Annotated in this window: 17 protein-coding genes; 6 read left to right on the top strand and 11 right to left on the bottom strand. The window is 61.5% G+C overall.

Annotation, left to right across the window (positions count from 1 at the left end):
- Positions 1-115 precede the first annotated feature (115 nt).
- Positions 116-1,579 carry a glyceraldehyde-3-phosphate dehydrogenase gene (locus Q6A48_RS07865; RefSeq protein WP_092326913.1) on the bottom strand — a complete coding sequence of 488 codons (1,464 nt, stop codon included), beginning with the start codon at positions 1,577-1,579 and terminating at the stop codon, positions 116-118.
- Between the two features lie 168 nt (positions 1,580-1,747).
- Between Q6A48_RS07865 and mfd the strand changes: the two genes are divergently transcribed.
- From mfd to Q6A48_RS07850, 3 genes are read left to right on the top strand one after another with little or no spacing between them, the layout of a single operon-like run.
- Positions 1,748-5,197 (top strand): transcription-repair coupling factor, encoded by a 3,450-nt coding sequence (mfd, locus tag Q6A48_RS07860; protein ID WP_304553296.1) that lies wholly within the window; start codon positions 1,748-1,750, stop codon positions 5,195-5,197.
- A 10-nt stretch (positions 5,198-5,207) separates the two neighbouring features.
- Positions 5,208-5,774, top strand: coding sequence for a CsiV family protein (locus Q6A48_RS07855; protein ID WP_304553295.1), 567 nt, complete (start codon positions 5,208-5,210; stop codon positions 5,772-5,774).
- 11 nt (positions 5,775-5,785) lie between these two features.
- Positions 5,786-8,479, top strand: a complete 2,694-nt coding sequence (locus Q6A48_RS07850; RefSeq protein ID WP_304553293.1) for a DEAD/DEAH box helicase — start codon at positions 5,786-5,788, stop codon at positions 8,477-8,479.
- A gap of 84 nt (positions 8,480-8,563) precedes the next feature.
- Here the strand turns inward: Q6A48_RS07850 and Q6A48_RS07845 are convergent, their stop codons facing one another.
- The 3 genes from Q6A48_RS07845 to Q6A48_RS07835 form a co-directional block, all read right to left on the bottom strand.
- Positions 8,564-11,854: a DEAD/DEAH box helicase gene (locus Q6A48_RS07845; protein ID WP_304553292.1), complete on the bottom strand. Its 3,291-nt coding sequence runs from the start codon at positions 11,852-11,854 to the stop codon at positions 8,564-8,566.
- A 41-nt stretch (positions 11,855-11,895) separates the two neighbouring features.
- Entirely contained in the window at positions 11,896-12,894 is a 999-nt protein-coding gene (gene nagZ, locus Q6A48_RS07840; RefSeq protein WP_304553348.1) for a beta-N-acetylhexosaminidase, read from the bottom strand.
- A gap of 183 nt (positions 12,895-13,077) precedes the next feature.
- The gene (locus tag Q6A48_RS07835) at positions 13,078-13,785 is read right to left on the bottom strand and encodes a TetR/AcrR family transcriptional regulator (protein ID WP_304553290.1); all 708 of its coding nucleotides are present in this window, start codon (positions 13,783-13,785) and stop codon (positions 13,078-13,080) included.
- Positions 13,786-14,014: 229 nt separating this feature from the next.
- On the opposite strand from Q6A48_RS07835, the gene lexA reads away from it, so the two are divergent.
- On the top strand, positions 14,015-14,623 hold the full coding sequence (lexA, locus tag Q6A48_RS07830; RefSeq protein ID WP_047227210.1) for a transcriptional repressor LexA: 609 nt from the start codon (positions 14,015-14,017) through the stop codon (positions 14,621-14,623).
- Positions 14,624-14,633: 10 nt separating this feature from the next.
- On the top strand, positions 14,634-15,107 hold the full coding sequence (gene sulA / locus Q6A48_RS07825) for an SOS-induced cell division inhibitor SulA (RefSeq protein WP_304553289.1): 474 nt from the start codon (positions 14,634-14,636) through the stop codon (positions 15,105-15,107).
- A gap of 71 nt (positions 15,108-15,178) precedes the next feature.
- On the opposite strand, the gene Q6A48_RS07820 is transcribed toward sulA, so the two are convergent.
- The 7 genes from Q6A48_RS07820 to Q6A48_RS07790 form a co-directional block, all read right to left on the bottom strand.
- On the bottom strand, positions 15,179-15,412 hold the full coding sequence (locus Q6A48_RS07820; RefSeq protein WP_304553288.1) for a hypothetical protein: 234 nt from the start codon (positions 15,410-15,412) through the stop codon (positions 15,179-15,181).
- Between the two features lie 107 nt (positions 15,413-15,519).
- A complete protein-coding gene (locus tag Q6A48_RS07815; RefSeq protein WP_304553287.1) occupies positions 15,520-16,044 on the bottom strand; it encodes a DUF6586 family protein in 525 nt (174 codons plus the stop codon).
- A gap of 172 nt (positions 16,045-16,216) precedes the next feature.
- Positions 16,217-18,829: a type I DNA topoisomerase gene (topA, locus tag Q6A48_RS07810; protein ID WP_304553286.1), complete on the bottom strand. Its 2,613-nt coding sequence runs from the start codon at positions 18,827-18,829 to the stop codon at positions 16,217-16,219.
- Between the two features lie 115 nt (positions 18,830-18,944).
- On the bottom strand, positions 18,945-19,181 hold the full coding sequence (locus Q6A48_RS07805; protein ID WP_304553285.1) for a DUF1653 domain-containing protein: 237 nt from the start codon (positions 19,179-19,181) through the stop codon (positions 18,945-18,947).
- 108 nt (positions 19,182-19,289) lie between these two features.
- A complete protein-coding gene (fadA, locus tag Q6A48_RS07800; protein ID WP_041020098.1) occupies positions 19,290-20,465 on the bottom strand; it encodes an acetyl-CoA C-acyltransferase FadA in 1,176 nt (391 codons plus the stop codon).
- A 30-nt stretch (positions 20,466-20,495) separates the two neighbouring features.
- Positions 20,496-22,643 (bottom strand): fatty acid oxidation complex subunit alpha FadB, encoded by a 2,148-nt coding sequence (fadB, locus tag Q6A48_RS07795; protein ID WP_304553282.1) that lies wholly within the window; start codon positions 22,641-22,643, stop codon positions 20,496-20,498.
- 487 nt (positions 22,644-23,130) lie between these two features.
- The gene (locus Q6A48_RS07790) at positions 23,131-23,568 is read right to left on the bottom strand and encodes a hypothetical protein (protein WP_304553280.1); all 438 of its coding nucleotides are present in this window, start codon (positions 23,566-23,568) and stop codon (positions 23,131-23,133) included.
- A gap of 101 nt (positions 23,569-23,669) precedes the next feature.
- On the opposite strand from Q6A48_RS07790, the gene Q6A48_RS07785 reads away from it, so the two are divergent.
- Positions 23,670-24,110, top strand: a complete 441-nt coding sequence (locus tag Q6A48_RS07785) for a universal stress protein (RefSeq protein WP_304553279.1) — start codon at positions 23,670-23,672, stop codon at positions 24,108-24,110.
- Positions 24,111-24,273: the final 163 nt, after the last annotated feature.

Here is a 24,273-nt window from a genome sequence, read left to right as displayed (position 1 = left end):
ATCGCGTACACCCTGTGGGAGCGAGCTTGCTCGCGATGAGGCCCGCCCAAACACAGCAAAACCCAGATACAAAAACGCCCCGACAAGTCGGGGCGTTTTCACAAACGGCTAAGGCTTAGCGCGGGAACGCTGGCGGGTTCACACCGGCCATGTCTTCCATCACGCGGACCACCTGGCAGCTATAACCGAATTCGTTGTCGTACCAGACGTACAGGACAACGCGGTTGTCTTGGCTGATAGTGGCCTCGGCATCCACGACACCGGCGTGGCGCGAGCCCACGAAGTCGGTGGACACCACCTCCTGGGAATTGACGAAGTCGATCTGCTTGTGCAGCTCGGAGTGCAGCGCCATGTAGCGCAGGTACTCGTTCATCTCTTCACGGGTAGCGGCTTTCTCGAGGTTCAGGTTGAGAATGGCCATCGACACGTTCGGCGTCGGCACGCGGATCGCGTTGCCGGTCAGCTTGCCGGCCAGTTCAGGCAGGGCCTTGGCGGCGGCGGTGGCCGCACCGGTCTCGGTGATGACCATGTTCAGCGCGGCGCTGCGGCCACGGCGATCGCCCTTGTGGAAGTTGTCGATCAGGTTCTGGTCGTTGGTGTACGAGTGAACGGTTTCGACGTGGCCGTTGACGATGCCGAACTTGTCGTTCACGGCCTTGAGCACCGGCACGATGGCGTTGGTGGTGCAGGAGGCGGCGGAGACGATCTTGTCGTCGGCGGTGATATCGCCGTGGTTGATGCCGTGGACGATGTTCTTCAGCTTGCCCTTGCCAGGTGCGGTCAGGACCACGCGGTCGACACCCGGGCAGGCCAGGTGCTGGCCCAGGCCGTCGGCGTCACGCCATACGCCGGTGTTGTCCACCAGCAGCGCATCCTTGATACCGTACTGGGTGTAGTCCACCTCGGTCGGGTTCTTCGCGTAGATGACCTGGATCAGGTTGCCGTTGGCGGTGATGGTGTTGTTTTCTTCGTCGATGGTGATGGTGCCGTTGAACGAACCATGGACCGAATCGCGACGCAGCAGGCTGGCGCGCTTGGTCAGGTCGTTCTCGGCGCCCTTGCGCACCACGATGGCCCGCAGGCGCAGGCCGTCGCCACCACCGGTTTTTTCGATCAGGATGCGCGCCAGCAGGCGGCCGATGCGACCGAAACCGTACAGCACCACGTCAGTGCCCTTGCGAGCCGAAACGTTCTGCTGGCCAACCACGTCAGCCATCTCTTCACGCACGAACTGCTCGGCGCTGCGGCCATTGCCTTCGTTGCGGAACTTGAACGCCAACTTGCCCAGGTCCACCGAAGCCGCGCCGAGCTTGAGCTCGCTCATGGCCTTGAGCAGGGGGAATGTTTCGTGGACGGAGAGTTCGCTGTCGTCGGAAGAACGGTGGCGAGCAAAGCGGTGGGCCTTGAGGATCGCGATGACAGACTGGTTGATCAGGCTGCGGCCATAGATCGAGCTCACCACGTTGTTATTGCGGTAGAGCTGACCGATGAGAGGGATCATCGCTTCGGCGAGCGCTTCACGATCAATCCATTCACCAAGACACTGGTCGGGCTTCTGAGTCACGGTAACCTTCCACATGTAGGGGCTGAAAAAAGGGGCTACATTATGCCGCCGAGTCCTCGGCGGAGCAATGCGCGCCCGTCGCACCGCGGTTTTCCTGTCTGCCAGGGCAGTCTGCGACTGACAGCAGCCCCCTTCCCCCGCTACACTTGTCGACTTTGTCGCAACGCTGGAGCTCAATCTTCCGTGCCCGTTCTGCGTCTTCCGCTTCTCCCTGCCGCGGCAGGTAAACAGCACTGGGGCAACCTGCCCGGTGCCGCCCTGAGCCTGGCCATCGCCGAGGCTGCCAGCGCTGCCCAGCGCTTTACCCTGCTGCTGACCGCCGACAGCCAAAGTGCCGAGCGGCTGGAACAGGCGCTGGGGTTCTTCGCGCCGGACTTGCCCGTGCTGCATTTCCCGGACTGGGAAACCCTGCCCTACGATCTTTTCTCGCCCCACCAAGACATCATTTCCCAGCGAATCGCCAGCCTCTATCGGCTGCCGGAGCTCAGTCATGGCGTTTTGGTAGTGCCCATCACCACGGCCCTACATCGCCTGGCGCCGACCCAATTCCTGCTCGGCAGCAGCCTGGTGCTGGACATCGGCCAGAAGCTCGACGTCGAGCAGATGCGTACTCGCCTGGAGGCCAGTGGCTATCGCTGCGTCGACACGGTGTACGAGCACGGCGAGTTCGCGGTACGCGGCGCGCTGATCGACCTGTTCCCGATGGGCAGCAAGCTGCCGTATCGCATCGACCTGTTCGACGATGAAATCGAGACCCTGCGCACCTTCGACCCGGAAAACCAGCGCTCCATCGACAAGGTACAGTCGATCCGCCTGCTGCCGGCCAAGGAATTCCCGCTGCAGAAAGAGGCCGTGACGCGCTTCAAGGCACGCTTTCGCGAACGCTTCGACGTGGATTTCCGCCGCTGCCCGATCTTCCAGGACTTGAGCAGCGGGATCACCCCGGCCGGCATCGAGTACTACCTGCCGCTGTTCTTCGAAGAAACCTCGACCCTGTTCGACTACCTGCCCCAGGACACCCAGGTGTTCTCTTTGCCGGGGATCGAACAGGCGGCGGAAAACTTCTGGAACGATGTGCGCAACCGCTACGAAGAGCGCCGCGTCGACCCTTCCCGTCCCCTGTTGCCTCCGGCCGAACTGTTCCTGCCGGTGGAGGACTGCTTCGCCCGTCTCAAGAGCTGGCCGCGCGTGGTGGCGAGCCAGCAGGACGTGGAAACCGGCGTCGGTCGCGAGCGCTTTCCGGCCCGCCCGTTGCCCGACCTGGCGATCGAAGCCAAGGCTTCGCAGCCGCTGGCGGCGCTGGCCGGTTTTCTCGACGGGTTCCCTGGCCGCGTGCTGTTCACCGCCGAGACCGCAGGCCGCCGCGAAGTGCTGCTGGAGCTGCTCGACCGCCTGAAGCTGCGGCCCAAGACCGTCGAGAGCTGGCCGGACTTCGTCGCGAGCCAGGATCGCCTGGCAATCACCATCGCGCCGCTGGATGAAGGCCTGGTCCTCGACGACCCGGCGTTGGCGCTGGTGGCCGAAAGCCCGCTGTTCGGCCAGCGCGTCATGCAGCGTCGACGCCGCGAGAAACGCGCCGACGCCGCCAACGACGCGGTCATCAAGAACCTCACCGAACTGCGCGAGGGCGCGCCGGTGGTCCACATCGACCACGGCGTGGGCCGCTACCTGGGCCTGGCGACGCTGGAAATCGACGGCCAGGCCGCCGAGTTCCTGACCCTCGAATACGCCGAGGGCGCCAAGCTCTACGTCCCCGTGGCGAACCTGCACCTGATCGCGCGCTACACCGGCAGCGACGACGCCCTTGCGCCCTTGCATCGGCTGGGTTCGGAGACCTGGCAGAAAGCCAAGCGCAAGGCCGCCGAACAAGTGCGCGACGTGGCCGCCGAGCTGCTGGACATCTACGCCCGTCGCGCGGCCCGCGAGGGCTATGCCTTCGCCGATCCGAAAGCCGACTACGAAACCTTCAGCGCCGGTTTCCCGTTCGAGGAAACCGTCGACCAGCAGACCACCATCGAAGCCGTGCGCGCCGACATGCTCGCGCCCAAGCCGATGGACCGCCTGGTGTGCGGCGACGTCGGCTTCGGCAAGACCGAAGTGGCGATGCGCGCCGCGTTCATCGCCGTGCACGCCGGCAAGCAGGTGGCGATCCTGGTGCCCACCACCCTGCTCGCCCAGCAGCACTACAACAGTTTCCGCGACCGCTTCGCCGACTGGCCGGTGACCGTGGAAGTGATGAGCCGCTTCAAGTCCGCCAAGGAAGTGAACGCTGCCGTCGCCGACCTGGCCGAAGGCAAGATCGACATCGTCATCGGCACCCACAAGCTGCTGCAGGACGACGTCAAGATCAAGAACCTCGGGCTGGTGATCATCGACGAGGAACACCGCTTCGGGGTGCGCCAGAAAGAGCAGCTCAAGGCCCTGCGCAGCGAGGTCGACATCCTCACCCTGACGGCCACGCCAATCCCGCGCACGCTGAACATGGCGGTGTCGGGCATGCGCGACCTGTCGATCATCGCCACGCCGCCGGCCCGTCGCCTGTCGGTGCGCACCTTCGTCATGGAGCAGAACAAGAGCACGGTCAAGGAAGCCCTGCTCCGCGAGCTGCTGCGTGGCGGCCAGGTCTACTACCTGCACAACGACGTGAAGACCATCGAGAAATGCGCCGCCGACCTGGCCGAACTGGTGCCGGAGGCGCGCATCGGCATCGGCCACGGGCAGATGCGCGAACGCGAGCTCGAACAGGTGATGAGCGACTTCTACCACAAGCGCTTCAACGTATTGATCGCCTCGACCATCATCGAGACCGGCATCGACGTGCCCAGCGCCAACACCATCATCATCGAGCGTGCCGACAAGTTCGGCCTGGCCCAGCTGCACCAGTTGCGCGGCCGGGTCGGGCGCAGCCACCACCAGGCCTACGCCTACCTGTTGACGCCGCCGCGCCAGCAGATCACCCCGGATGCGGAAAAACGCCTGGAGGCCATCGCCAATACCCAGGACCTGGGCGCCGGCTTCGTGCTGGCCACCAACGACCTGGAAATCCGCGGTGCCGGCGAACTGCTGGGCGATGGCCAGAGCGGCCAGATCCAGGCCGTCGGCTTCACCCTGTACATGGAAATGCTCGAACGGGCGGTCAAGTCGATCCGCAAGGGCGAACAGCCGAACCTCGACCAGCCACTGGGCGGCGGCCCGGAAATCAACCTGCGGGTGCCGGCGCTGATCCCCGAGGACTACCTGCCGGATGTCCACGCCCGGCTGATCCTCTACAAGCGCATCGCCTCGGCCAGCGACGAGGAAGGCCTCAAGGACCTGCAAGTGGAGATGATCGACCGCTTCGGCCTGCTGCCGGAACCGACCAAGCACCTGGTCCGCACCACGCTGCTCAAGCTCAAGGCCGAGCAACTGGGCATCAAGAAAGTCGACGGCGGCCCGAATGGCGGGCGCATCGAGTTCGAGGCCCAGACCCCGGTCGATCCGCTGGTGCTGATCAAGCTGATCCAGGGCCAGCCCAAGCGCTACAAGTTCGAAGGCGCCACGACGTTCAAGTTCATGGTGCCCATGGAACGCCCGGAAGAGCGTTTCAATACCGTAGAAGCGCTGTTCGAGCGCCTTACCCCGACCACTGCTTGAAGGACGCCACATGCGCCTGTTTCGCTCACTGACCTTGTTGATGACCCTGGTCGCTCCGCTGGCGTTTGCCGACGACCTGTACCAGGTCGAAATGATCCTGGTGCGGCAGAACGCGGAGCCGGCCATCATCAGCCGCGCCGCGCCGGAAGACTGGGATGCCGGCGCGAAACGCCTGGACGCCGATGCCCAGCGCTCGCCGGCATTGGGCGGCATCGTGGAAAAACTCAATGCCAGCGGCCAATACACGGTGTTGATGCACAAGGCCTGGCAGCAACACGTCGGCGAACAGGGCAGCAAGATCGCCGTCAGCGACGGCGCCGAACAGTTCGGGCAATTTCCCATCGAGGGCACCCTGGAACTGAAACTGGGCCGTTTCACCGACGTCGACGCCGACTTCTGGATCAACCAGATCGACGCCAATGGCCTGGTCACCGCCAGTGAACGCCTGAAACAGCAGAGCCACACCAAGAATGGCCAGTTGAATTTCCTCGACAACGGCCACCTCGGCCTGCTGATCAAGCTCACCTCGCTGACCGCGCCTACACCCCGGCAGTCCCCTGACGTCATCCCGGACTGATCGGCGCGCCTATGCCCTCGCCCCTGAGCAAACCCCTGGCCCCTTCCTGGGTCAATCGATTCAAGGAACAGAGTCTGGAGCGTGGGCGCCGCTATGCGCTGGAAAACCGGGTCAGGATCGTCGAGGCCGGCGACAGCACCATCACCGCCAGTTGCGAAGGCTCCGGCAGCAGCGTCTATCGCCAGACCATTCGCCTCAAGGAGTCGGCCAAAGGCACGTTGATCCTGCTCGAAGCCGCGTGCTCCTGCCCGGTGCGCATCAATTGCAAGCACTGTGCGGCGGTCCTCCTGCAAGTCCAGGAAACCCTGGCCTACCCGGCCGCCGAGAAAGACGCGCAACTGCTGGAAAAACTCCAGTCGGTGCTGGACAACCGCAGCCCCAAGGCACCGCCCCAAGTGCTGGTGGACAACGTGCAACCGCTGCCGCGCCTGTGGCTGGCCAGCATCGAGTTCAGCGCCTTCGAGCCGCGCAACGGCAAGATGCAACGCTACATCCAGCACCGCGCCGCCCTCTCCTTCAGCTACCTGGGCGAGTACGTCAGCGGCCAGCGCAACAGCGACGTGCTGCTGCGCCAGGAAACCCAGACCCTGCGGATAAAGCGCCAGACCGATGTGGAGCAATCCTGCCGCGAGCAGTTGCGAATCCTGGGCTTCAAGGTCGCCACCCGGCAGAGCAAGGCGTTGCCGGAAACCGCCGGCGAGCTGTACGAGATGGTCAACGACAGCGCCTGGCTGACCTTCACCCTCAATGACCTGCCGAAATTGCGCGAACAAGGCTGGGAGTTGCAGATCGACGAGGAATTCGGCTTCGACCTGACCGCCGTGGACGACTGGTATGCCACGGTGGAGGAAACCCCGGAGCGGGACTGGTTCGACCTGGAGCTGGGGATCATCGTCAACGGCGAGCGCCTGAGCCTGCTACCGATCCTGTTGAACCTGATGCGCTCGCACATCGAGCTGTTCAACCCGGAACGCCTGGCCAGGCGTCGCGACGACGAACTGATCCTGGTCAACCTGCCCAACCGCCCGAATTCCGAGTTCGGCCCGCAACAGGTGGCCTTGCCCTATGGTCGATTGAAACCGGTGCTGGCGACCCTGGGCGAGTTCTACCTGCAAGAACCCGGCACCACCAAGCTGCGCCTGAACAGCGCGGACGCCCTGCGCCTGAACCCATTGCAAGACATGCCATTGAGCTGGGAAGGCGGCGAATACGTTCGAGGCCTCGCCCAGCGCCTGAGGGACATCAAGGACTACTCCGCTGCCGCCCCCGAAGGCCTGAACGCCACATTGAGGCCTTACCAGCTCGAAGGCCTGAGCTGGATGCAATCGCTGCGACAACTGGAAGTGGGCGGCATCCTCGCCGACGACATGGGCCTGGGCAAGACCCTGCAGACCCTGGCGCACATCCTCAGCGAAAAAAATGCCGGGCGCCTCGACCGGCCATGCATGGTGGTGATGCCCACCAGCCTGATCCCCAACTGGCTCGACGAAGCGGCCCATTTCACCCCGCAGCTCAAGGTGCTGGCCCTGTACGGCGCCGGGCGCAAGAAACACTTCGGGCGACTGGCCGACTACGACCTGGTCCTCACCACCTATGCGCTGCTGCCCAAGGATGTCGAGCGGCTGGCGGCGCAACCGCTGCACGTGCTGATCCTCGACGAGGCCCAATACATCAAGAACCCCACCAGCAAGGCCGCCCAGGCCGCCCGTGAACTCAACGCCCGGCAACGGCTGTGCCTGTCCGGCACACCGCTGGAAAATCACCTGGGCGAGCTGTGGTCGCTGTTCCACTTCCTGTTGCCGGGATGGCTCGGCGACGTCAAGAGCTTCAACCGCGATTACCGCGCCCCTATTGAAAAACGCGGCAGCGACGCCAGGCTGCAGCACCTCAACGGCCGGATAAAACCCTTCCTGCTGCGCAGGACCAAGGAGCAAGTCGCGACCGAGCTGCCGCCCAAGACCGAGATCATCCACTGGGTGGAACTCAGCGATGCCCAGCGGGACGTCTACGAAACCATGCGCCTGGCCATGGACAAGAAAGTGCGCGACGAAATCACCCGCAAAGGCGTGGCCCGCAGCCAGATCATCATCCTCGAAGCCCTGCTCAAGCTGCGCCAGGTGTGCTGCGACCTGCGCCTGATCAACGACGCCGCCCTCCCTGCCCGGGGCAGTACGTCGGGCAAGCTCGACAGCCTGATGGAGATGCTGGAGGAGCTGTTCGAGGAAGGTCGGCGGGTGCTGCTGTTTTCCCAGTTCACGTCCATGCTCGCGCTGATCGAAGAGGAGCTGAAGAAACGCGGCGTCGACTACGCCATCCTGACCGGCCAGACCCGCGACCGGCGCACCCCCGTGAAGGAATTCCAGAGCGGCAAGCGTCAGATTTTCCTGATCAGCCTGAAGGCCGGTGGCGTAGGCCTGAACCTGACCGAAGCCGACACCGTGATCCATTACGACCCGTGGTGGAACCCGGCCACCGAAAACCAGGCCACCGATCGCGCCTATCGTATCGGCCAGGAAAAACCGGTGTTCGTCTACAAGTTGATTGCCCGGGGCACCGTGGAAGAGAAGATCCAACTGCTGCAAAAGGAAAAATCCGACCTCGCCGCCGGCGTCCTGGACGGACGCGTGGCCGGGGATTGGAAATTGCAGAGCGACGATATCGAGGCGTTGTTCGCACCGCTGCCGGACAAACTGGAGAAACGCTGAGGTCCTCCTCAATGCTTGTGAGAACCGAGCTTGCTCGCAATGGCTGGCTATCAGGCGACATAGCCAAGTGATTGTGTCGGTGAATCAGGTCTTGGGCAGCGGTGCAAACAACGCTTCGATATCGCTCTGCTCAAGCTTCCATCCACCCATTGTGCCACCGTCTAGCACACTGCCAGCCAACGCAGCCTTATCCTGCTGAAGGGCTTGTATCTTCTCTTCCACGGTGCCTTGGGCAATCAGTTTATAGACGAACACAGGGTTGTTTTGCCCAATCCGGTAAGCTCGGTCGGTGGCCTGGTTTTCCACCGCCGGATTCCACCAAGGATCAAAATGAATCACCGTGTCGGCAGCCGTCAGATTGAGCCCTGTACCGCCCGCCTTCAGACTGATCAGGAAAAGCGACACCTTGCCGCTCTGAAAGTCCCTCACCGGGGTGCGGCGATCCGTGGTGGAGCCGGTCAATAACGAATAAGTAAGGCTTCGCTTTTGCAGCTGCTCTTCAATCAAGGCCAACATCGAGGTGAATTGGGAAAACAGTAGAATCCTGCGCCCCTCGCTGAGCAACTCATCGACCATTTCCATCAAGCTGGCCAGCTTGCCGCTGCCGGAACGCAACGCTTTGGCCGTCTGCACCGTATTGAGCAACCTCAGGTCGCAGCAAACCTGACGCAACTTGAGCAACGCATCAAGAATGATGATTTGGCTACGCGCCACGCCGCTGCGGGCGATTTCGTCCCGAACCTTCTTGTCCATGGCTATGCGCACGGTTTCATAGACATCCCGCTGCCCCTCACTGAGTTCGACCCAATGCACTATTTCTGTCTTAGGTGGCAGCTCAGTGGCGACTTGTTCCTTTTTGCGCCGTAGCAAAAACGGTTTTATCCTCGCCGTCAGATGGCGCATTCGCTCGCTATTGCCGTGCTTTTCGATCGGCGTTCGATAGTCCCGATTGAAGCTTTTGCTGTCCCCCAACCAGCCTGGCAGCAGGAAATGAAACAGCGACCAGAGTTCGCCCAAATGATTTTCCAGGGGCGTACCGGACAGGCACAGGCGCTGCCGGGCATTGAGTTCGCGGGCAGCCTGGGCGGCCTTGCTGGCGGGGTTCTTGATGTTCTGGGCTTCATCGAGAATCAGTACACTCCAGGCCCGGGGCTTTAGCACCTCCAGATCCCGTGGCAACAAGGCGTAAGTCGTCAATACCAGATCGTACTGTGCAAGGCTGGCGAAATCTTTTTGCCGGGCTGCGCCATGCAGCGCCACGACGTTGAGCTGCGGTGCAAAGCGCGCGGCTTCGTCAAGCCAGTTGGGAATAAGACTGGTGGGCATGACCGCAAGCGCCGGTAGATCCAGCCGCCCGGCCTCCTTCTCGCAAAGCAGGTGAGCCAACGTCTGCAAGGTTTTACCCAAGCCCATGTCATCGCCCAGGATGCCGCCGACTTCCAGCTCGCGCAGCGTCTGCATCCAGTTGAGCCCTTCGAGCTGATAAGGTCGCAGCGTGGCTTTGAGCCCTGCCGGCGCAAGAACATGTGCGTGAGTCGACTCATGCAATCGCTTGGCGAACGTGCGCAATCGCTCCCCGCCCTGCCAGGTCAATGGCACGCCTTCCAGCACATTCAACCTGGCCGCATCAAAGGCGCTCAGCCGTATCGAGTCACCCCGGTGCTCCTTCATGTACAACTCGCCAAGCGTTGCCATCAACGGCTTGACCCGCCCATACGGCAACGCGACCTTCACGCCAGGACCCGCTGTGAGCTTTCCACCGTTGAGATCAATCAACATCAACTGATCATCACTGCGCCGATCGAGATTGCCCGGATCCATCATCTCGGGGCTTGAGCGAAGCAAGTGAAGCAAGATCGGCAATAGACTGTGCCGTTTGCCATTCACGACAATGCCCAGTTGTAAATCGAACCACTCTCGGCCGGGAGACTCCTCGATATCGGCGTACAACTGCTCCACCGGCTGCAGATCAAAATGAAAGCCCGCTTCGATATCGATCTGCCAATTGGCGGCATGCAGTTGCGGCAGGCCTTTATCCATGAATGCCAACCAGGCCGCGTCATCCGCCATTTGGAACAGCTCACCACCGGTACCTGCCAGCGCAAGGCTTTTGCGACTGGCTTTATTGAAACCTACCTTACGCAGAACGGTGCGAAAGGCTTGCTCGACATCCGGCTTACGCTCAATGCGCAAGATTTCGGTCCCGGACAGGACCAGCAGCTCGCTGGATGCGTTATCGTCCGCCACATGACCATCATAAAGGAAGGTCAATGCCGCGCGATGTTCTGGAACAGGCTTCCAGCTCTGAAACTCGAGCGCACTTCCCAACGTCAACACCGCTCGCGGCTCAACACTGTCGATAATGCGCTCAGTCAGTTCTTTTGGAGGCGGGATTGAGCGGTCAATAGCGTTGATCCGATGACTGAAGAGCACGACATCTCGAACGGGTACCTCCGGAGCACGGCATAAATGGCACGCCAATTTGTCGTCCATTTCATAGGACAACCGGCCAAGCTCCCTGCGCGACAAATCCAGATAATGAAGCGGCTCAAGCAACAGGACGTTATCAAGCACCTGATTGCCATTTCGCCACCGAGGCCGATAATTGCCGTTGGCCTGCTCTTCCCAGACGAACTGCGCATTTTTTTGCGGCCCTGCGCTCAATGGCTGCGGCGGGTCGAAATCCAGGAACAGGCGTGAGGACTGTAATGCCAGCGCCAGCACCTCGGCGCCACTGCGCTCTTGCAACGGGAAACTGTTCTGACTGTGATAATGCTGACTGCTGATAAGCGACTGACCAATCTGCTTGTCGATGTCGGACATGTAATTCGGAAAACGATTCAGCATATCCCTCAGTTGGCCAAACGCTTTCAGATCCTTCAGGGAGCCATCATCGAGCTGGCGCCCCTTGAAGAGCTCCAAAACCCATTGCCCTATGTACGTCTTCTTGAGTTTGTAGAAGATCCGGACATCGGCGTCTTTTTTTCCGGGTAGCGAATCGGCGCCCCGCTCGGGAATACACTTGATCCAGCTTTCAAGTTCAGAACTCAGGCGCTCGCTGGCGGATCCCGCCCTCAATGCTTGCGGATCCGACATTAAATGGAACATGACGGCGGCGCAGTGCTTGCAGCTGTCACCGACCGGGCACGAGCATTCGTAACGAACGTCGTCGTATCCCTGGTAACGAGTGAGCTCGATCACCTGCTGATAGACATTATCGCCGCTGCCCTCGCATTCGGCGTGAATCGACTGCTCGTCTATCCGCAGTATTCGTACTCGCGCTCTGTCGGCGTAGTCGAACCCGCGCTCAAGGGAGCGCGGATGGAAGCATTCGCCCCATTCCGTCTCGAGAAGCGCCTCAATTGACAGGGTCATGGGTACCGCCGAACATTATGCATACCAGTCACGGCCCCCCCTTAATCAATCAGCTGGGCAGCCCTCAGCGCCCCGACCGCCGTCAACCAGCGCGGATCCTGGCGGTACTCGGTGGAGGCAAAGGCGCGGCCGCGCATCCGCGCGATTCGCGCCGACGGCGTGACCTCCAAGCGCTGTGCGGCACTCAGGGCCAACTCCGCGGCAGCCCGATCGTTGCACACCAGGCCCATGTCGCAACCGGCCGTCAAGGCGGCCTCGATGCGACTGGCGGCGTCACCCACCACGTGGGCGCCGGCCATCGACAGGTCATCACTGAAGATCACACCGTCAAAACCCAACTCGCCCCGCAGGATGTCCTGCAGCCAACGCCGGGAAAATCCGGCCGGGTTGGGATCGACCTGTGGATAGATCACATGGGCCGGCATGACCGCCGCGAGTTGCTGGCTGAGCCTGGCGAAGGGCACCAGGTCGTTGGCACGGATCTGTTCGAGGCTGCGTTCGTCGTTGGGTATCGCCACGTGGGAATCCGCCTCGGCCCAACCATGCCCCGGGAAATGCTTGCCGGTGGCGGCCATCCCGGCAGCGCTCATGCCCCGGATGAACGCTGCGGCCAGCAGCGCCGCGCGCTCGGGATCGCCTTCGAAGGAACGACTGCCGACGACCGCGCTGCGCTGGTAGTCGAGGTCCAGCACCGGGGCGAAACTCAGGTCCAGGCCGACGGCCAGCACCTCGGTCGCCATGATCCAGCCACACTGCTCGGCCAGGTATTCGGCGTTCGGGTTGTCGGCGATGGCGCGCATCGCCGGCAATCGCACGAACCCCTGGCGCAGGCGCTGGACGCGCCCGCCTTCCTGATCCACCGCCAACAGGAGATCGGGGCGGATAGCGCGGATCGACGCACTCAACTCACGCACTTGGCGCGGATGCTCGATGTTGCGCGCGAAAATGATCAGGCCGCCCACCTCGGGCTGACGCAACAGGTGGCGATCTTCGGCCGTCAGCCAGGTACCGGCGACGTCCACCATCAACGAGCCTTGCAGGCCAGCAGTCATAGCATTTCCTTGATAAAGATGAACCCGCATGGCAATGCAACCACGCCCCTGGCGCCAGGGTCCAGCCCCGGCAGGTCGCGGTGATGCAATGGGGAATAGGACGGGTTCGAAACGAGAGTCGGCATGGGCGGCTAGCTTAGCGGATGCAGGCCGCCGCGCCCACCCATGCCCTTACGCCTTGGCGAGCGCCGGGGCGGATTTGCTGCGCGGACGCAATTGCGCGGCCGCCATGGCTTCATCGGTCACGCCACTTTCGGCACGCATGCCGGCCGCCAGGAACGGCACCATCAGCCGCATCACCTGCTCGATCGAGGTGTTCACGCCGAAGTCGGTTTCCGCGATGGCCCGCAGTGCCTTGATACCGGACATGCTGAAAGCTGCGGCACCGAGCATGAAGTGCACGCGCCAGAACAGTTCGATCGGCGGGATACGTGGCGCGGCCTCATTGACCAGCAACATGTAGCGGCGGAACACCTTGCCGTACATGTCTTCCAGGTAACGCCGCAGGTGCCCCTGGCTCTGGCTGAAGGCCAGGCCCAGCAGGCGCATGAAGATGGACAGGTCGTTGCCGCTGCGGGGCTGCACGACAAGGGCTTGCTCGACCAGGATTTCCAGCAGTTCCTCCAGGGTCGGCTTGACCTCAGGCTTGGCCTGGCGTCGCTCCAGTTCCCGATCGAGGCTCAGGCAAAAAGGCCCGAGGAACCGCGAGAACACAGCCTGGATCAGGGCCTTCTTCGAACCGAAGTGATAGTTCACCGCTGCCAGGTTGACCCCGGCCTTGCTGGTGATCAGGCGCAACGAGGTTTCGGCGAAACCTTTTTCCGCGAACAACTGCTCGGCAGCATCGAGAATGCGTTCAACGGTTTCCGACTGGGCCATGGCTACTCCGCCTGACAAACACTTGTTTGAAACATACGTTTCAGCCTGTGGCTTGTCAAGCCTGCCGGGGCGTTTTGCGAACGCCCGGTCAGCTATTTAACCACACCTTTTCACGGGCTGTAGCCATGCCGCAGGCGACCGTCCAGCGCCTGGTGGAAAAAGGAGGATTGCCAAGCGCCGTCCACTGTATATAATCCCAGTCACTGTATAAAAAGACAGAGCGATCAATATGCTAAAGCTGACGCCACGCCAAGCAGAGATTCTGGCCTTCATCAAACGCTGCCTCGAAGACAACGGCTACCCCCCGACCCGTGCGGAAATCGCCCAGGAACTGGGGTTCAAGTCGCCCAACGCGGCTGAAGAACACCTCAAGGCGCTGGCCCGCAAAGGTGCGATCGAAATGACCCCGGGCGCCTCCCGCGGCATCCGCATCCCGGGCTTCGAAGCCAAGGCCGACGAAACCACCCTCCCGATCATCGGCCGCGTGGCCGCCGGCGCCCCGATCCTCGCCGAGCAGCATGTCGAGGAATCGTGCAACATCAACCCTTCGTTCTTCCACCCTCGTGCCGACTACCTCCTCCGGGTGCATGGCATGAGCATGAAGGACATCGGCATCTTCGACGGCGACTTGCTGGCCGTCCATACCACTCGCGAAGCCCGTAATGGCCAGATCGTGGTGGCACGCATCGGCGACGAAGTGACCGTCAAGCGCTTCAAGCGCGATGGCAGCAAGGTCTGGTTGATTGCCGAGAACCCCGAGTTCGCGCCTATCGAAGTAAACCTGAAAGATCAGGACCTGGTCATCGAAGGCTTGAGCGTCGGCGTGATTCGCCGCTAAAGGAGGCTTTATGCAATTCCCTCACACCCCGCAGCACACACAACTTCCGCTGTTCGAGGCATTCATGGCCCAACCGCTGGTTCCAGTCCTGAAAGAGGTTATCGAATCGCCCTGGGGCGTCGAGCCCGAGGCTTTCAGCGAACTGTCGTTACGGGGTGCCGCCGGGAATTGCCTGAACCTGCTGGCGCCGATCCTGCGGGAATTGAGCCAGGACCAGGATGCTCGCTGGTTGACGCTGATCGCCCCACCCGCCAGTGTCACCCAGGCCTGGCTGCGGGATGCCGGCCTGAATCGCGAACGGATCCTGCTGCTGCAACCGCGCGGCACCCAAAGCGCGCAACAGTTGACCTGCGAAGCGTTGCGCCTGGGTCGCAGCCATACCGTCGTCAGCTGGATCAATCCGTTGAACGCGACAGCACGGCAGCAATTGATCAGCGCGGCTCGCACCGGAGACGCGCAGAGCCTGAACATTCGATTGGGCTAAGACAAGCGCAGGGCTTCTCCAGGACAGAGAAGCCGGTCAGTACATTGCTTCTAAAAAGCCGACGGACGGGATCAATGAAGAACCCGTGGCCCCTCTTCCTTGTTGAATTCGCCCTCGACCAGGCGCCCTGCCATCTGCACACCCACGCTCAGCATCGCCTTGGCGACCTCGACGTGTTGGCCTTGGAGGAACTCCTTGGCGTCTTCGGAGAAGTTCAGCGTCACCAGGGAACCCTCATCCTCGGCCCTGCGCAGCTCGATGCGGCCATCAGGAAGTTCGACAATTTCTAGAAAGGACGTTGGCATAAAAGTCTGTTCTCCACGAAAGGCGAGGATTATATAGTCATCGGAACCGCTTCGCTCGGGATCTTGACCAAGCGGTGTCGGCGAACGTCATTGGGCCGAGCGGTCACTCAGCACTCGTTCAGGCCCTCGCGAAAGCGTAACGCCAGGCTCTTGAGGTTCTGTCGCCAGCTTTCCAGTTCCTCCCGGCTCAACACTTCTTCAGGCTCCTCCTCGTCCAGGTTGACCGCCACGATCAGTGGCTGGGTCACGTCTCCCTTCGGCTTGCGGGGGGCCCGTGGCGGCTGGAAGAGCGCTGCATGGGCGGCCAACAGCTTCGCCAGCCAGGTTTCCGGGTTATGGGCCAGCTCGACCATTTCGGCCAATTCCGGGATAGCGATGGTTTCCAGCACTTCACGGGTCAACAACAGCTCGGCACGGGATGCATTCGCCTGTGGCAGGCGGTAGAAACCGGCAATTTCATGGCACAACCCCAATAACGCCCCGTAAAGATGGAACAGCACGGACTCACGCCCCGCCTGCAACAGCGCCGGGGCATTCATCGCGCGCCCCTCCTCGGCCCTGGCGAGCGCTTCGAGCGACAGGCCGGCGAAATAAATCTTCTGGTTGGTGCGGGTGTAGAGTTCGTGGGCCATGGCGGCATCCCCCCAGCGAAATAAAAGCGTCACGCAAGGGCGACAGTGTCGTGGATCGACCGAGGGCCCGCAAGCCAAAAACAGGAAGGCCGCATGAAAACCCGAGGGTTATCATGCGGCCTTTCATTTCCTGCAGGCTGGCGGGGGCGACGCCCGTCAAGCCGGCTATCGGTCAGCGCTTGTCTTCAACGGTCCACTTGCCACCGTCGTAGAACGCCTTCCAGCCGGTCGGCTTGCCATCGACTTCGGTCTGCACGTACTGCTCCTTGGTCTTGCGGCTGTAGCGTATGACCGCCGGACGACCCTCCGGGTCCTTCTGCGGGGCTTCGCAGAGGAAATGGTACTTCGGATCGATCTCGTCCTTGTGCGGCACGATCTCCATCACCAACGGCGCGCGGGTCTCACGATTCTTCGGGAACTGGCTGGCCGCCAGGAACAGGCCGGAAGCACCATCGCGCAGGATGTAGGTGTCGTTGACCTTCTCGCACTGGAGCTCAGGCATCTTCACCGGGTCCATCTTCGGTGGCGCCGCGTCGCCGCTCTTGAGCAGTTTGCGGGTGTTCTTGCAGGTCGGGTTGGTGCAGCCGAAGAACTTGCCGAAACGACCGGTCTTGAGCTGCATCTCGCTGCCACACTTGTCGCATTCCAGGCTCGGGCCTTCGTAACCCTTGATGCGATAGCTGCCCTCTTCGATCTCGTAGCCGGCACAGTCCGGGTTGTTGCCGCAGATGTGCAGCTTGCGCTTTTCATCCAGCAGGTAGGCGTCCATCGCCGTGCTGCAGATCGGGCAGCGATGCTTGCCACGCAGCACCAGGGATTCGGACTCGCCCTCGTCGTCCGCGGCGATTTCATCGCCCGGCACCAGGTTGACCGTGGCCTTGCAGCGCTCCTTGGGAGGCAGGCTGTAGCCCGAGCAACCGAGGAACACGCCCGTCGATGCCGTGCGGATCTGCATCGGGCGACCGCAGGTCAGGCACGGGATGTCGGTCATGACCGGCTGGTTCGCACGCATGCCGCTGTCCGGGCTCTCGGCCACCTCGAGTTTTTTCTTGAAGTCGCCATAGAACTCGTCGAGCACGTTTTTCCAGTCGCGCTCGCCTTGGGCCACGTCGTCGAGGTTTTCTTCCATGCCGGCGGTGAAGCCGTAGTCCATCAGGTTCGAGAAACTCTCGGACAGGCGTTCGGTCACGATGTCGCCCATCTTCTCCGAATAGAAGCGACGGTTGTGCAGCGCCACGTAGCCACGGTCCTGGATGGTGGAAATGATCGCCGCATAGGTCGAAGGACGACCGATGCCACGTTTCTCCATCTCCTTGACCAGGCTGGCTTCCGAGTAACGGGCCGGCGGCTTGGTGAAATGCTGCGTCGGATCCAGCTTGACCAGCTTCATCACATCGCCCTGGGCCATGTCCGGCAGGACGTCGTCATCGCCAGGCTTGGTGATTTGCGGCATGACGCGGGTGTAGCCGTCGAACTTCAGGATGCGGCCCTTGGCACGCAGCTCGAAATCGCCGGCAGCGACGCTGACGGTGGTCGACAGGTATTGCGCCGGCAGCATCTGGCAGGCCAGGAACTGGCGCCAGATCAGCTCGTAGAGGCGCTCGGCATCGCGTTCCATGCCCGACAGCTTGCTCGGCTCGGTATTGGCGTCGGACGGACGAATCGCTTCGTGAGCCTCTTGAGCGCCTTCCTTGCTGCTGTAGACGTTCGGTGTGTCCGGCAGGTATTTCTTGCCGAACTCGCTTTCTATATAGGAGCGCGCCATCGCCACGGCATCGGCCGAGAGGTTGGTCGAGTCGGTACGCATGTAGGTGATGTAGCCGGCTTCGTACAAACGCTGGGCCATCATCATGGTTTTCTTCACGCCAAAGCCCAGGCGATTGCTCGCGGCCTGTTGCAGCGTGGACGTGATGAACGGTGCCGACGGCTTGCTGCTGGTCGGCTTGTCCTCGCGCTTGACGATGCTGTAGCTGGAGGCCTTGAGCTTTTCCAGCGCGGCCATGGCCTGGGCTTCGTTGAGCGGCTTGAAGGCCTCGCCTTTCTCGCGGGCCACTTCGAAGCGCACGGTGGCGCCCTTGGTGGTGCCGAGGTCGGCGTGGACTTCCCAATACTCCTCAGGGATGAACGCACGGATCTCCCGCTCGCGCTCGACCACCAGTTTCACCGCGACCGACTGCACGCGCCCGGCCGACAGGCCACGGGCGATCTTGGCCCACAGCAGCGGCGAGACCATGTAGCCCACCACGCGATCGAGGAAGCGCCGCGCCTGCTGGGCGTTGACCCGATGGATGTCCAGCTCGCCCGGCTGGGAGAAGGCTTCCTGGATCGCCTTCTTGGTGATTTCGTTGAACACCACGCGCTTGTAGCGGCTGTCATCCCCACCGATGGCTTCGCGCAGGTGCCAGGCAATGGCTTCCCCTTCGCGGTCCAAGTCCGTCGCGAGATAGATGGTGTCGGCATCCTTGGCGAGCCGACGCAGTTCTTCGATGACCTTTTCCTTGCCCGGGAGGATCTCGTACTTGGCTTTCCAGCCGTGTTCCGGATCGACGCCCATGCGCGAGACCAGCTGCTTGCGCGCCTTTTCCTTCGGCGACAGCGCCGGCGCTTCACCGGCAGCCGCCTTGCCGCGCTTGGCGGCTGGCTCCTTGCTGGCGCTAGCCGAACCGCTGGTGGGCAGGTCTCGGATATGGCCGATACTCGACTTCACCACGTATTGGTTGCCCAGATACTTGTTGATGGTCTTGGCCTTAGCCGGGGATTCCACAATGACCAGCGATTTGCCCATGGATCAGAAAATTCCTGAATGCTAAAAAGTGAAAGGCGGTTGGCGCCTGACGCGGCACCGCTATATATAGTGGCTGCAAGGTGAGGTCAAGCGCAGGGTTGCCCGCAGGTTGGCCTCAAGCCTTGGGAAAAATGCTCTCTTCGGCCTGCACCAAAGCAAAGCGTGGCACCTGTTCGCCGTCAACCTCGACGGACTCCTGGAACATGCTCAAGGGACGCACCCAAAAGCCGTAATCGCCATACAGGGCTTGATAGAAGACCACTTCCTCTTCGGTCTCGGAATGCCGCGCGATGCTGAATACGCGGTACTGCGGACCTTTGTAATGCTGGTAGAGCCCAGGTTGTATCGGCATGCTTCGGCCCTCACTGAAATCTTTTCAAAATAAAAACAAAATCTTTTTTACTGAACCCGAAAAAACAAAAACCGGGGCACTTGGCCCCGGCTCCCATCGACGCAACGCTTAGACGCGTTCGAAGACAGTGGCGATGCCCTGGCCGAGGCCAATGCACATGGTGGACACGCCAAAAGTGCCGCCGTTCTGTTTCATGACGTTCAGCAACGTGCCGGAGATACGTGCACCGGAGCAACCGAACGGATGACCCAGGGCGATCGCGCCGCCGTGCAGGTTAACCTTCTCGTTCATCTTGTCGAGCACTTTCAGATCTTTCAGCACGGGCAATGCCTGTGCGGCGAACGCTTCATTGAGCTCGAAGAAGTCGATATCGGCAATGCTCAGGCCGGCACGCTTCAAGGCTTTCTGCGTGGCCGGTACTGGACCATAGCCCATGATCGCCGGGTCCACACCCGCCACGGCCATCGAACGAATCACCGCCATCGGCTGGATGCCCAGGTCCTGGGCGCGCTGGGCCGACATCACGATCATGCACGAGGCGCCGTCGGTGATCTGCGACGAAGTACCGGCCGTCACGGTGCCGCCCTTCGGGTTGAAGGCCGGCTTGAGGGTCGCCAGGCTTTCCAGGGTGGTTTCCGGACGAATGGTCTCGTCGTAGTCGAACAGCTTCAGGAAGCCGTTCTCGTCGTAGCCCTGCATCGGGATGATTTCGTCCTTGAACTTGCCTTCCACGGTCGCCTTGTGGGCGAGTTGGTGGGAGCGCACGCCGAAGGCGTCCTGCTGCTCACGGGTGATACCGTGCATCTTGCCGAGCATTTCCGCGGTCAGGCCCATCATGCCCGAGGCTTTCGCCGCGTACAGCGACATGTGCGGGTTCGGATCGACGCCGTGCATCATGCTCACGTGGCCCATGTGCTCGACGCCGCCGACGACGAACACATCGCCGTTGCCGGTCATGATCGCCTGGGCGGCGGTGTGCAGCGCGCTCATGGAAGAACCGCACAGACGGCTGACCGTCTGGCCGGCGGCCGTGTGAGGAATCTGGGTCATCAGCGACGCCATGCGGGCGATGTTCCAGCCCTGCTCCAGGGTCTGGTTCACACAACCCCAGATCACGTCCTCGACTTCATTCGGGTCGACCTTGACGTTGCGTTCCAGCAATTTGCTGATCAGGTGCGCCGACATGTCTTCGGCGCGGGTGTTGCGGTGCATGCCGCCCTTGGAGCGGCCCATCGGCGTACGACCGAAGTCGACAATCACGACGTCTCTAGGATTCAAGCTCATAAATGTTCTCTCGCTCTAGTCGTTGGGCGCTTAACCGAAGAAGCTCTGGCCGTTCTTGGCCATGTCACGCAGCTTCGCGGTGGGGTGGTACAGCGCGCCCAGATCAGCGTACTGGTCAGCCAGGGCAACGAACTCGGCCACACCGATCGAATCGATATAGCGCAGCGCACCGCCACGGAATGGAGGGAAACCGATACCGTAGACCAGACCCATGTCGGCTTCGGCGGCGGTTTCGACAATGCCATCTTCCAGGCAACGCACGGTTTCGAGGCACAGCGGAATCATCATCCAGTTGATGATGTCCTCGTCGGTGACTTCGCGCTGCTCGTAGACGATCGGCTTGAGCACTTCCAGTACCGACGGATCGGCTACTTTCTTTTGCTTGCCGCGCTTGTCGGTCTCGTAGGCGTAGAAGCCCTTGCCGTTCTTCTGGCCCAGGCGCTTGGCTTCGTAGAGCACATCGACAGCCGAACGGCGGTCGTCTTTCATGCGGTCCGGGAAGCCCTCGGCCATGACGTCGCGACCGTGGTGACCGGTGTCGATGCCGACCACGTCCATCAGGTACGCCGGGCCCATCGGCCAGCCGAATTTTTCCATGATCTTGTCGATACGCACGAAGTCCACGCCGGCGCTGACCAGCTTGGCGAAACCGCCGAAGTATGGAAACAGCACGCGGTTGACCAAAAAGCCCGGGCAGTCGTTGACGACGATCGGGTTCTTGCCCATTTTCTTGGCGTAGGCCACGGTGGTGGCAATCGCCTGTTCGCTGGACTTCTCGCCACGGATCACTTCCACCAGCGGCATCATGTGCACCGGGTTGAAGAAGTGCATGCCGACGAAGTTTTCCGGACGCTTGAGGGCCTTGGCCAGCAGCGAAATGGAAATGGTCGAGGTGTTGGACGCCAGGATGGTGTCCTCCTTGACCTTGTCTTCGACTTCAGCCAGCACCGCCTGCTTGACCTTCGGGTTCTCGACAACGGCTTCGACCACCAGGTCGACATGGCCGAAATCACCGTAGGACAGGGTCGGACGAATGCCGTTGAGCACTTCGGCCATCTTCGCCGCGGTCATGCGCCCCTTGTCGACGCGGCCCACCAGCAGCTTGGCGGCTTCGGCCAGGCCCTGTTCGATCCCGTGCTCGTTGATGTCCTTCATCAGGATCGGCGTGCCCTTGGACGCCGACTGGTAGGCGATGCCGCCACCCATGATGCCGGCGCCGAGTACGGCGGCCTGCTTCACGTCGCGGGCGATCTCGTCGTAGGCCTTGGCCTTTTTCTTCAATTCCTGGTCATTCAGGAACAGGCCGATCAGGCTGTGTGCAGCCGAAGTCTTGGCCAGCTTGACGAAGCCGGCGGCCTCGACTTCCAGGGCCTTGTCGCGACCGAAGTTCGCAGCCTTCTGGATGGTCTTGATCGCCTCGACCGGTGCCGGGTAGTTCGGACCCGCCTGGCCAGCGACGAAGCCCTTGGCGGTTTCGAAGGCCATCATCTGCTCGATGGCGTTGAGCTTGAGTTTTTCCAGCTTCGGCTGGCGCTTGGCCTTGTAGTCGAACTCGCCGCTGATGGCGCGCTTGATCGTTTCAAGGGCGGCATCCTGGAGCTTGCCAGGTTCGACCACGGCATCCACGGCGCCGACTTTCAGCGCGTCCTCGGCACGGTTTTCCTTGCCGGCGGCAATCCACTCGATGGCGTTGTCGGCACCGATCAGGCGCGGCAGGCGCACGGTGCCGCCGAAGCCCGGGTAGATGCCCAGCTTGACTTCCGGCAGGCCGATCTTGGCCGTGGTGGACATGACGCGGTAGTCCGCCGCCAGGCACATTTCCAGGCCGCCACCGAGGGCGATGCCGTTGATGGCCGCAACGGTCGGGACGTTGAGGTCTTCGAAATCGCTGAAAATACGGTTGGCTTCGAGGTTGCCAGCGATCAGTTCGGCATCGGGCAGCTTGAAGTTGTCGACGAATTCGGTGATGTCGGCGCCGACGATGAACACGTCCTTGCCGCTGCTGACGATCACGCCCTTGATCGAAGCATCTGCCTTGATAGTGTCCACGGCCTGACGCAGTTCATTCAGGGTAAGACGGTTGAACTTGTTGACGGACTCACCCTTGAGATCGAACTTCAGTTCGACGATGCCACTTTCAAGAGCCTTAACCGTGATGGCTTTACCTTCGTAAATCATCAACTGATCTCCACGATATGGAAGCTGAACAGTACACGTTGAACGCTGACCGCAGGTGTGGCATTGACGCTACCGTCGATGCTACGCCAATCCGCCAGGCACACCCGTCAACGCGATAGTCGGGATCTGTAGGAACGTTCTGAAAATACAAACGCTCAATTCATACGCCCGTTTGATTTGGGTACGTCACCTTCACGGAATTTCCGACAATTGTCAATCGCCCTAAACAGAGCGTACCCACGCGACTTTACGGTCATTTTCGTACCGTACGGATCCGCAACACTCGGCCGCATGAACAGCCATTCATAAGATCAATTATTAGAAAAGTCGCCCTAATCCCGGGCAAAGCCGACACAACCAGCTAGGCTGTTGCAGACGTACTGGATTTTGCGCAAGCAAGGGCGCTGCGAATGAACGCCCGGAGATGACTTGGTTACCGGCCTGCCTGGCCAACCCGCCCGATGCAACTGTCGGGCTTTTTTACGCCTCAGGCCAGGGCCTTGAGCGTCTCGGCAATTTGCTGCAAGACACGGGTTTCGCCTTTTTCGCCCCAGTACAGGGCGATCATTTGCCGATCGGCCTCGACCTTGTAGACGTTGGCCGGCAATTTTTCGAAGTGCCCGAGCAACGCCTCGTCCTGGCAGGCCTCCCGCCATTGATTGACCCACACCCCGGGCGCGGCCTGCCAGTAGCTCCAGCAGTCCGGTTGCTTGCCGCGCCGCGGCCGATGGTACTGGGCACACGGGTTTGGCGGCTGCTGGCCGAGCCAATGAGGCCACTCCTGCGGCGCCAGTTGCATGGCCAGGCCAAGGCGGCGTGCCTCCATGCGCAGGGCCATCCGACCACTCTGAACACGGGAGGGTCGCAACCATGCCAGGGGGCTTAACACCACCAACAGGATTGACACCACTATCCAGACCGTCATATTCGTACTCCCGAATTTTGAGGAGCCATTGACCCACGTCGCCGTCAATGCGCTTGAAACCAGCCATACTTACCGTATCGCAATTCTCTGGAGTGCCTTCCATGTACTACGAACACGTTCTGGTCGCCGTCGACCTCACTGAAGAATGCGATCCCGTCGTCAAGCGCGCCCTCGCCCTTTGCGAAGGCCGGGAGACCAAACTGTCGCTGGTGCACATCGTCGAACCGATGGCCATGGCCTTTGGCGGCGACGTCCCCATGGACCTGTCCCAGTTGCAGCAACAGCAATTCGACCAGGCCAAGGAGCGCCTTGATCGGTTGATCGTGAAATACCCGGCACTGAAAAAGGAATTCAGCCACCTGACCTACGGCCAGCCGCGCCAGGAAATCCACCACCTGGCCAAGGAACAGGGTTGCGACCTGATCGTCGTCGGCAGCCATGGCCGCCATGGCCTGGCGCTGCTGCTGGGCTCCACCGCCAACGACGTGCTGCATGGCGCACCGTGCGATGTGCTGGCGGTGCACCTGATCAAGCGCACCTGAGACCTAACCCTGTGGGAGCGAGCTTGCTCGCGATAGCGGTGTGACAGCCAGCATCAATACTGCTGATCCACCGCTATCGCGAGCAACCCCGCTCCCATAGGGAATGATATTTCAAATAAAAATCCCGGCGTTCATTGCTGAAATCCGGGATTTTTTTCAGCAG

The sequence above is a fragment of the Pseudomonas citrullilanati genome, from assembly GCF_030580855.1.
GTDB lineage: Bacteria > Pseudomonadota > Gammaproteobacteria > Pseudomonadales > Pseudomonadaceae > Aquipseudomonas > Aquipseudomonas citrulli.
The sequence above is the reverse complement of the archived record's forward strand: the minus strand, read 5'-3'. Positions and strand labels throughout refer to the sequence as shown.